The 3,414-nt window shown below is 73.0% G+C and carries 2 protein-coding genes and 1 pseudogene; 1 reads left to right on the forward strand and 2 read right to left on the reverse strand.

Annotation, left to right across the window (positions count from 1 at the left end):
* Together ADL01_RS46295 and ADL01_RS18505 are read right to left on the reverse strand one after the other, a co-directional pair.
* Positions 1-1,561: pseudogene (locus tag ADL01_RS46295) on the reverse strand (hypothetical protein); the annotation flags it as partial.
* A gap of 8 nt (positions 1,562-1,569) precedes the next feature.
* Complete coding sequence (locus ADL01_RS18505) at positions 1,570-2,589, reverse strand: SMI1/KNR4 family protein (RefSeq protein ID WP_053743117.1); 1,020 nt, start codon at positions 2,587-2,589, stop codon at positions 1,570-1,572.
* Between the two features lie 344 nt (positions 2,590-2,933).
* On the opposite strand from ADL01_RS18505, the gene ADL01_RS18510 reads away from it, so the two are divergent.
* A partial coding sequence (locus ADL01_RS18510; RefSeq protein WP_053743118.1) for a YwqJ-related putative deaminase occupies positions 2,934-3,414 on the forward strand: 481 nt, incomplete at its 3' end.

Here is a 3,414-nt window from a genome sequence, read left to right on the forward strand (position 1 = left end):
GCTGGGGGGCGGGCGGAGGTGTGCCCGGGAAACCGGGAGCGCCCGGCGCACCCGGGGCTCCGGGCACACCGGCAGCCGGGGGCGGCGGGGGCATGCGGGGGCCGCCGACCGGGGGACCGGCCAGCATCGTCTCGGCACGGTGCACGGCGTCGGGGGCCCCAGGGACGCCGGGAGCAGCGGGAGCGGACGGTCCGCCTGGCGCACCCGGCGGCTGCGGAGCACCAGGAGGACCCGGCGGGCGGGGCACGTTGCCGGGGCCGCCCTGACCAGGGTCGGCGAACATCGTCGCCGCCTGGTGCACTCCACCGGGAGGCGTACCCCCGGGCGAGGGCGGAACGCCGGGCCGGTGCGGGGCGCCCGGAGCGCCGGGCGGCTTCGGCGCGCCCGGAACCTGCGCGGCGCCCGGAACCGCGGGAGCCGCCGGAGGCTGGGGCACACCAGGCCCACCGGGCCGCCCCGGGTCGGCGAACATCGTCGCGGCGTGATCAACGCCCCCAGGAGCCGCGCCCCCGGGCGAGTGACCGGGCGGATTCGGAACCCCCGGAACCCCCGGGACACCGGGCGCAGCACCCGGCGCACCCGGCGGATTCACCCCATCCGCCCCCTCGTCGAAGTCACCCTCCCTGAGCTGCGACACGAACTGCGTGGGCACATACCCACCCGCCGGACCAGGCGTCGGCCCAGGCCCCGCCGGAGGCGACGCAACTCCCGGGCGCGCGCCCGGAGTTCCCGGTGCGCCCGGCGGAGGCGGGGCGCTCGCGCCCCGGCTGCCACGTGGCGGCGGCGCCTTGCTGGTCGCCGCGTCGGCGATCTCACCCGCGTTGGACGCGAGGGCACGCCCCGGCGGACTGGACGCCCCCTGGGGATACCCGTACGAGGAACCACTCGCCCCCTGCGGATACCCGTACGTCGGAGCCAGACCCCCGTCGAAGGCATCCCGCGAGCGCGGAACGTCCTCGCTCAGCGGCGGCGCGAACACCGTCGCCGGCAGCGGCACGGAACGGTCCTCTCCCGCGTCCACGCTGGTGGTGTCGGTCCCGGTCCAGGGCGTGGCCCCGGTAGCCGAAGAGGCCACAGAAACCGAGGGAGTCGGGGGAGCCGGGGGCTCCGGGGAAGCAGCCGGAGCCGGAGAGGACGGGGTCGCGGTCCCGCCGCCCCCCGCCGGGGAGTCCGCCCGCCGATCCGGAATCCCCAACCTGTCCGCCGCCTCCTGCAACCACTCCGGCGGAGTCAGCAGGAACGACGTCTGGTTCAGGTCCACCCTCGCCGGAGGCGCCGGCACCGCGTCCTCCACGGCCGCCGAACGGCCGTACTCCTCCTCGTACCGGCGAATCACCTCACCCACCGGCAACGCGGGCCACAGCGTGGCCTCACCGCTGTCCCGCGCGAGAACCAGCCGCTGCGCACCGCCGTCCGAACGCGGACCCTCCGCACGGTCCTCCGCCCAGACCACGAACCCGAGCTCGAACTCCCGCACCCGCACCTCCCGGTGCTGATACGACGGCACATCCCCGTTGACCCATTCCTCGGCGCGCTCCTGCGCCTGCGCGAAAGTCACCATCGGTCAGTTCACTCCCCCACCGAAGACGCAGAAGAGGCCGAAACCGCCTGGGACGGCACCGGAACCACCCGCGCGAAACCGCCGTCCACCATCAGGTTCGCCACCGTCTCCAGCTCCGGCGGATTACCCGCGAGCCGGGACAGGAACTCGTCGAAGTCGTCGCCGCACGGCAACAGCAACCGCTGCACCCGGTCCGCCGGCGGCCACGTCGGATCGACATCCCGCGCATCGTCGTACGCGCAGAACCACACCGAACCGGGCCGCTCACCCTTCACCTTCACCGCCAGCAGACCGCCCTGGACGAAACCCACACCCAGATAGTCCTTCGTCAAATGATCACGCAGACACTTGTTGACATACACGAGGTCGTTCACCGCCGCCTCGTCCCGCACCGTGAAGAACGGCTGATCCACCAGCAGCCCCAGCTCGGCGTCGAGCGCCGCACCCACCGGCGCACACCCGCCCGCCGCCTTCAGGAACGACCGGTACGCCCCCGGCAGCCGATAACCGAGGTCCTCCTCGACACCCTGCACCTGCTGCTCGGTCACCGCCACCGCCGACTTCGGCAACGCGAAATGCGCGGGCCGCGTCTCCTGCAACGGCCGCGTACCCCGCTTGTGCTGGTCGACCGGCGACGTCGCGATCCCACCGTGATGCCGCAACAGCGCCTTCACCTCGACCGGAACAAGCTCCAACCGCCGCCCGCCCGGAACGTGATGCCACGTCCAGCCGTGCGGAGTCGCCACCGCCGGAATCGTGTCCCACAACTCATGCCCGGACGCCGCCAGCGCCGCGTTCGCCGACACGTAGTCCGTCAGCCGCAACTCGTCGACGCCGAAACCCTCCGGCGGCTCGGCGATCTCCGCCACCGCACGCGCGTAGAGCGAGAAGTCGGGATATCCGCCCTCGTCGACCCGCACCCCTCTCGGATGCCGAGTGGCCCGTACCGGATCCGGGAAGTGCACGACCTGCCCGGCATAGGCCGCGTTCGGCGGCACGGCTCGCTGACCGAGCCGACCTGTCGTCATGGCGGTTGCCCCCTGCGGCGCTCTCTAAGGCCCGTACGTCAGTACGACCCGCACGTCTGTCACATCACGTCACGCCGCATCACCCCCGTGCCTCCTGTCAGCACATCAGTACGGACAGCGGCCCGGACGGCGCTGCGGATCGCGGCTGCCCGACAGCCTATGCGGTACGCCGACACCGGTCACCGGCGCCAGCCACCCACCCCCGCCTTCCGTGACCTGCCGTCACCCTGCCGTGACGGTACGGCGAAGCCCTGGCGTGTCACACCGCCCCAGCTACCGCACCAGCCACGCCATTTGGCACTCTGTGACCGCCGGGAAGACGCACGGGGGAGGCACCGGAGGGGATGACAATCATGAACGCGACACAGACAGGGACCCAAGGACGGCCGTCCGAACGGCCGCCAACAAGCCCAACGGGAACACCCGCACCCGCCACACCCGGCACAGCCGGCAGACCCGGCGGCGACCCACGCGTCGGCTGGAGCAGCAGCGACACCCCCCACATCCCCACCCTCCGCCACCGCCGCGACGGCATACTCCCCACCGTCGCCGCCGCCCTCTCCGTACGCGGCGCCACCCTCACCGGCACAGCAGCCCGCGCCGACCAACCACCCGCCCTGCACCCACTCGTCCAGGACTTCCTCGACACCCTCACCAGCGCCCAACGCGACCGCGCCACCGGCCGCTGCGCCGAGGCACTCCTCCTATCCCGGCAGATCACCCTCGCCGACGAAGCCCGCAGCCGCCGCGCCGCCCGCAAACCCATGACCAACGGCGAAGCCCGCAGAGCACTCAAACAAGCCAAACTCACCACCCGCCACATCC

The organism is Streptomyces sp. NRRL WC-3618, from assembly GCF_001280005.1.
Classification (GTDB): domain Bacteria; phylum Actinomycetota; class Actinomycetes; order Streptomycetales; family Streptomycetaceae; genus Streptomyces.

Coding starts and splice junctions, on each gene's coding strand:
- ADL01_RS18505 (WP_053743117.1), bottom strand. CDS start 2,589: ATGACGACAGGTCGGCTCGGTCAGCGAGCCGTGCCGCCGAACGCGGCC.